5 protein-coding genes are annotated in these 5,836 nt (G+C 48.3%); 2 read left to right on the forward strand and 3 right to left on the reverse strand.

The window, feature by feature from the left end; all coding sequences use genetic code 11:
• The first annotated feature begins 391 nt into the window (after positions 1–391).
• Together BW931_RS13795 and BW931_RS13800 are read left to right on the forward strand one after the other, a co-directional pair.
• A complete protein-coding gene (locus BW931_RS13795; RefSeq protein ID WP_268794174.1) occupies positions 392–931 on the forward strand; it encodes a metal ABC transporter substrate-binding protein in 540 nt (179 codons plus the stop codon).
• Positions 831–1,403: a metal ABC transporter solute-binding protein, Zn/Mn family gene (locus BW931_RS13800; RefSeq protein ID WP_268794175.1), complete on the forward strand. Its 573-nt coding sequence runs from the start codon at positions 831–833 to the stop codon at positions 1,401–1,403. The genes BW931_RS13795 and BW931_RS13800 overlap by 101 nt, the downstream gene beginning before the upstream one ends.
• 176 nt (positions 1,404–1,579) lie before the next feature.
• Here the strand turns inward: BW931_RS13800 and BW931_RS13060 are convergent, their stop codons facing one another.
• From BW931_RS13060 to BW931_RS13070, 3 genes are all read right to left on the reverse strand, one after another.
• Positions 1,580–3,205 (reverse strand): L-lactate permease, encoded by a 1,626-nt coding sequence (locus BW931_RS13060; RefSeq protein ID WP_076572894.1) that lies wholly within the window; start codon positions 3,203–3,205, stop codon positions 1,580–1,582.
• Between the two features lie 38 nt (positions 3,206–3,243).
• On the reverse strand, positions 3,244–4,197 hold the full coding sequence (locus BW931_RS13065; RefSeq protein ID WP_076572896.1) for an L-lactate dehydrogenase: 954 nt from the start codon (positions 4,195–4,197) through the stop codon (positions 3,244–3,246).
• 155 nt (positions 4,198–4,352) lie between these two features.
• On the reverse strand, positions 4,353–5,708 hold the full coding sequence (locus BW931_RS13070) for an IS5/IS1182 family transposase (protein ID WP_076572898.1): 1,356 nt from the start codon (positions 5,706–5,708) through the stop codon (positions 4,353–4,355).
• Between the last annotated feature and the right edge of the window lie 128 nt (positions 5,709–5,836).

Genomic DNA, 5,836 nt, shown 5'->3' on the forward strand with positions numbered 1-5,836 from the left:
ATTACCGCCAGTTAGGGTGTTTAGAGTGTTCAATCCATGTTCAATCTTGAATGTTGATGAACACTCTCCTAAAGCATTGAGACTGTAGAGGGAAACGAACAACCTTTATTTTAAAGTTACACTACATATGACTTATGATATCTATAAGGGAAAGGGAACACTGGTCATTCGTAAACAAATGACGAACGTTTTGCTACAAATAATTCGGTGATTTGAGATCTACCCTAGGATGCCTTTTTTTGTGTTATTGAATTATTGTAGTATTGAGTTAATGTGCAATTGAATCATTGTGCTACCGTATTACTAATAACTTAATTTAATGAACAAAGAAGTAGATAACCAGAAGGGGAGGAAATCATTCTTTCAAAACGGTAAAGGAGGAGAAGCAACGATGAAACGAATCCTGACGACAGTTAGTTTACTTGCATTAATTATTATACTTACCGCTTGTGGAGAAGAAAGTTCAGGTACTGATGAGCAGGAACAGAACTCTGGAGGTGCTGATGGAGAACTGAAGATTTACACCACGGTTTACCCTCTTCAATTTTTCGCGGAGCGGATCGCCGGGGAGGACGCTTCTGTAGAATCGATTCTTCCTCCGGGATCGGATCCTCACACGTATGAGCCGACGTCCAAAGAGATGGTGAAAATGGCGGAAGCTGATGCGTTCATCTATAGCGGAGCCGGGCTGGAGTCCTATGCCGAACAGATATCGGATTCGATTCAATCAGAAGATGTCGAAATACTCGAAGCATCAAAAGGAATCGACTTAGAAGAGCATGTCCATAATCACGGGGAAGAAGAAGGAACGCATGAAGAAGAGCATGCACATGAGGAAGAAGCAAGTGACGGGGAAGATGCCCATGCCGGACATAACCATGGAGAGCAGGACCCGCACATCTGGCTCGATCCGTTCCATCCAGTTGGCTGAGCATGTGAAAGATATGCTGGTTGAAGTCAGACCGGATCAGGAAGAAATGTTCAATGAAAACTTCGAGGAATTGAAAGGGGAACTTGAAAGCCTCGATCAGGAATTCCACGACAAACTGGAGAGTGCCGAGAAAAACAAGATCATCGTCTCCCATGCCGCATATGGATACTGGGAACAGGCGTATGGAATCGAGCAAATTGCTGTATCGGGATTGAGCCCTACCAACGAGCCGTCCCAGAAGGGGTTGGAAACGATCATCGAGACGGCTGAACAAAATGACCTCGATCACGTATTTTTCGAGCAGAATGTCACGCCTAAAGTTGCTGATGTCGTGAAGAAGGAAATCGGAGCCGAAGCTTTGCGCCTGCACAATTTATCTGTCTTGACCGAAGAAGATGTGAAGAACGAAGAAGACTACTTCACGCTTATGCAGCGTAACTTAGAGACATTGATGGAAGGTTTGTCGGAATAAAGGCACAAACACTCAGCCTGATGAAAAACGTATGAGTCGAAGTTTTCCGTGAGTAAGCGATTATGTAGACAGGTGGCACCGCTCGGTTTGTATAGCCGACAACTGAAATGAGAAAAAGAAGCCGCGTCGCTCTGAAGAAGAGAACGATGCGGCTTCTTTGTTATATCCGTTCTGTATCAAATACCGGCTAATGATAACAGGAACGTTGTAAGACAGACGATGACAAGCAACCCCAGACTGTATTTCAACGTCATCTGAAACAGTTCGGACTCATGCCCCGTTTCCTTGACCGCTGCGGTCGCAATAGCGATGGATTGAGGGGAAATCAGTTTAGCCATGACGCCACCTGCTGTATTGGCTGCCAGTAACAGGGAAGGGTCGGTCATGATCTGATTCGCCGTAACGACCTGCAAATGCCCGAACAATGCGTTGTTGCTGACGACAGACCCGGTGATGAAGACTCCGATCCACCCAAGAATCGGGCTGAACAGCGGAAACAGATCTCCGGTCTTCGCCAGAGCGAGCCCGATGGTAGAGCTGAGTCCGGCGAAGTTCGAAAGATTGGCGAAAGCCATGACGAAACAGATCGTCAGAACCGGAATCCATAGTTCTTTGACGGTGAGCTTCAACGACTTCATACCTTCAGGCAGAGTGATGGCAGAGCTGAACCATCCGGTAAGCAGGACAGCCACCAGAATCGCCGTACCTGTTGCAGATAACAGATCCAGTTTGAACAGGGCATCCAGCGCTGTGACGTCGGCTGCGATCGGCGGTGCTTTCTGTATCTCCTGGTGGAGGAAAGGGACCGGTAAGTAAGCGGTCGTCCATTCCAGAACCCCGCCCGCGCTGAACAGAGCTTTGAACGCAGGCAGGCTCCACAGAGTGATGGTCGCAGTCAGAATATAGAAAGGAGACCAGGCTTTGATGATCTCTTTGATGGTGTAGGTTTCTCCCTGCTGGACTGCTGGTGCGTTCTCTTCCCGGTGTATGTGCTTCGGTTGCCATTTTCTTAAGAACAGGGCAAGGCCGCCCATGCTCAGTAAAGCAGCCAGAATGTTCGCAAGCTCAGGGCCGAGGAAGAGAATCGTGAAGATCTGAGTCCCTGTATAGATTCCGCTTACTACGAGTAAGGCAGGTAATGTTTCTCTCACCCCTTTGATGCCGTTAAGAATAAACACGAGTAAAAATGGAATGATGAATGAAATCATCGGCAAAATATAAACGAGTGTTCTCGACAGTTCCATCGTTTCCAGATTCCCCATCTGCGCTCCTACAATCACGGGGACACCGATAGCCCCGAATGCTCCGGAAGCCGCATTGGCGATCAGACATAGTGCCGCGGCTTTCAGAGGACGGAAACCAAGTTCCACGAGCAGAGCAGCACTGATGGCGATCGGCACCCCGAAGCCTGCCGCCCCTTCGAGGAAGGCGTTGAAACTGAAACCGATCAGCAATAACTGCAGTCGCTGGTCATGGGAAATGGAAGCGATACTCGAACGGATTACGGTGAACTTCCCTGTATGAACAGCGATTTTGTATAACCAGACCGCCATGATGACGATGTAGCCGATCGGCCACAGGCCGTTGGCGATTCCGTGCAAAGAAGCGGAAATGGCTTTTGCTATCGGCATATCGAAAAACAGAACAGCTACGAAAATACTGAGGATCAGGGTAAGGAAAGCAGCCAGGATCCCTTTCATTTTTAACCGTGTCAGTGCCAGAAAGAAGAAGAAGATCGGCAAAGCTGCAAGAATGGAACTGATGAACACGTTTCCGAACGGATCATACTGTTGTAACCACATAAGGCATCGCTCCTTTCTAAGGTGAATTTAGACGTTTATCAGTGTTCGAAGTTGGAGGTAAGGATACCCTTCAGTACGGTTGCGCTATGGTTGAACTGTTCCTGCTCTTTTTCATTCAGGCTTACTTCGACTACATCACGGATGCCTTCCCGGTTCACGATTGCCGGAACACCCATGTATACATCTTCGGTTCCGTATTCGCCGTCGAGGTAAGCACTCACGGTCAAAATGACATTTTCGTTATTGAGGATGGCTTTCGTCATACGGGTGAGCCCCATAGCGATGCCATAGTACGTAGCACCTTTTTTCTCGATGATATGATAGGCAGCATCACGTACATTGACGAAGATCTCTTCAAGATCCTCTTTGCGGTATTTGTCATAGCGGTCTACCATTTCAAGGATAGGTACGCCTCCTACAGTTGCATGACTCCATACCGGCAATTCCGTGTCCCCGTGTTCTCCGATGATGTTGGCGTGAATGTTAGATGGGGTAACATCGAAATACTCTCCGAGAAGATAGCGGAATCTGCTGGAATCAAGAATCGTTCCGCTGCCGATGACTTTTTCTTTAGGAAGGCCACTGAATTTCCACGTTGCGTACGTAAGGATATCCACCGGGTTCGTCGCTACCATGAAGATCCCGTTGAAGCCGCTGGCCATAACGTCCGATACGATTTTCTTAAAGATAGCAAGGTTCTTTTTGACAAGATCGAGCCTGGTTTCTCCGGGCTGTTGGTTGGCACCTGCACTGATACATACGATATCCGCATCTTTACAGTCTGCATACGTACCAGCCCATGTTTTCGTAGGATGGGGAGCGAATACTTTCCCGTGATTCAAATCCATCGCGTCTCCCATAGCTTTGTCTTCATTGAGGTCGATGATGACGAATTCTTCTGCGACAGCCTGGTTGAGCATGGAGAATGCGTAACTGCTTCCTACGGCTCCTGCGCCTATAAGTGCAACTCGATTAACATTTTCTTTAGTCATGTGAAATCCTCCTCGATTCTATCTTTGTAAAATTTATCACATGTTCATTGTCCAGCATTTCCACGGTTAACTCAATAGCGTGAATCAATTTCATAATTGCTTTCTTAAAAAACGTTCAGACCTCCAGAATTCTTTGCCCTTCTATTTTTAAAAATTTAGGAAGCGGTGATCTTCTGATCCATCGTGCTGGTTAACCGGTCCACGGCTAACTTTGATGCATTATAAACCAGCGTGACTAGCTGGAAATGCATCTTCGCTTTCGGTCCCGTCCGTTGCCGGACATTATTCAACATAAAGTATCCTTTCAGGTAGCCGATGACTCGTTCCACAGCGGTGCGACGTTTGTAGATGCTGTTCCATTTTTGGGACCCTCGGGCCGGGGCGCTATACTTGCGAAGATTCTGGGTCCGTTTGATCTTATACACTTTCTGACATACCCCTTCATACTGAAGCGGGCATTCGTTACATTCTTTAGGCGCTGTATATTTCAAGGTATCGTATGTCTCATCATAGCTGTCATAACGGTAGGAGTGTTCCCGGACGCAGGTGGGAGCGAAGTGCTCATTGAATCCTATCATCTCCTTCTCGTTCCTGCGGTTATAGGCGATCACTGCGTAGAGTCCCACGTCATCCAGCTGATGATAGATCGGACGATAATCATATCCGGCATCGAAGGTCCCGTACCGTAACGGCAGGTTCCGGTCCTCCGGGAGATTCTTCAGCAAGGGAATAGCTGCCTTCCCGTCATTCAGATTTCCGGACGTCATCAGCGATAAAAGGATGTACTGGCTCTGCGTCCCCACAGCGATGTGGCCTTTATATCCGAACCAGAACACATTCTTCCCTTCGCTGTTTTTCTTGATGCCCCACGCCGGCTCCAGAGGAGCCTGGCTCATCAAGGCAGAGGCCGAAGCAGTGCGCTGGTCCTCGATCGTTTTTTCGTAAAGAGGGAGATCAGCTTCCCGTTCCCGTTTTTCTTTCAGCCATTGGTCACGCTCGGCCTTGGATTTGCGTCCACGCTTTTTCGGTTCCGGCTTCGGTTTCTTTTCCTGCTTTTTGGCCTGGTCCCGTGCTTCGAAATGGGTCGCATCGATGGCGACCGTATCATCCTGGATATACCCTTCCTTCATTGCCTGGTGGACGATGTCCTGACCGACGTCCCGGAGGACATCAGCTTCCTGGATCTTTTCCTGGATACGGGTATAGGAAGCTTCCGAGGGGACACGATCCGAGAGAAGAAATCCACAGTCGAACCGGAAAAACGGATCCTCGTTCAGGCGCCGGACCAGCTGTTTGATATCGGGGATCCTTTCCACCACACGGATGATCAGCGACTGGACCATCGCTCCGTAGTTCAGCTCCGCAGGTGCACCACGACGGGATTTCTTAACCACGACAGCCATGACGGGGTCCAGATTCAGGGAGGATAAGATGGCCTCATACCGGTGGGTAGGTTGCATGTCATATAAATCGGTGATGTCAAATAAGCTCTCTTGCCTTATAATGGACATAGGGAGTCCCTCCAGTCTTTTTGGTAGTTGTGGTGAACCACCATTATACAAGACTTGGGGAGGTACTTCCTTTTTTACGTCTTGAACCCATTGGGGGCCAAGGGCTGAGATTTATGAAATTGATTCAA

The sequence above is a fragment of the Salimicrobium salexigens genome (genome assembly GCF_900156705.1).
Classification (GTDB): Bacteria; Bacillota; Bacilli; order Bacillales; family Halobacillaceae; genus Salimicrobium; species Salimicrobium album.